The organism is Clostridium drakei (assembly GCF_000633595.2).
Classification (GTDB): Bacteria; Bacillota; Clostridia; order Clostridiales; family Clostridiaceae; genus Clostridium_AM; species Clostridium_AM drakei.
In genome coordinates this window covers 1-390 of sequence record NZ_JIBU02000106.1, presented here as the reverse complement: position 1 = coordinate 390, position 390 = coordinate 1, and the positions used below count along the sequence as shown (strand labels likewise).

Annotated in this window: 2 pseudogenes; both read left to right on the top strand. The window is 37.7% G+C overall.

Annotated elements, in window-relative coordinates:
* A pseudogene (locus tag EG57_RS27200) lies at positions 1-142 on the top strand (3-methyl-2-oxobutanoate dehydrogenase subunit beta); the annotation flags it as partial.
* Positions 142-390 (top strand): annotated as a pseudogene (locus EG57_RS0224960) (thiamine pyrophosphate-dependent enzyme); the annotation flags it as partial. The pseudogenes EG57_RS27200 and EG57_RS0224960, both read left to right, overlap by 1 nt.

Sequence of the window (390 nt, the reverse complement as noted above, 5' to 3'; positions counted from 1 at the left end):
CTGCGGACAGATGGTTGAAGATGTAAGACTAGCATCTAATGGAAGAAAACCTGTAGATTTTTATGGAAGATCAGGAGGGATGGTTCCAGATCCTACAGATATTCTTGAAAAAGTAAAATCTATAGTAGGGGGTGCAAAATAATGGAAGTAGTATATGAAAATCCAAAGGCATTGTTGGATGTGCCTACTCATTATTGTCCAGGATGTACACATGGTATAATACACAAATTAGTTGCAGAAGTAATAGATGAACTTGGCATATTAGATAAAACAATAGGGGTAGCTCCAGTAGGATGTTCAGTTTTAGCGTATAACTATTTTGCATGTGACATGTTTGAAGCAGCACATGGAAGAGCACCAGCCTGTGCAACAGGAATAAAGAGAACAAAT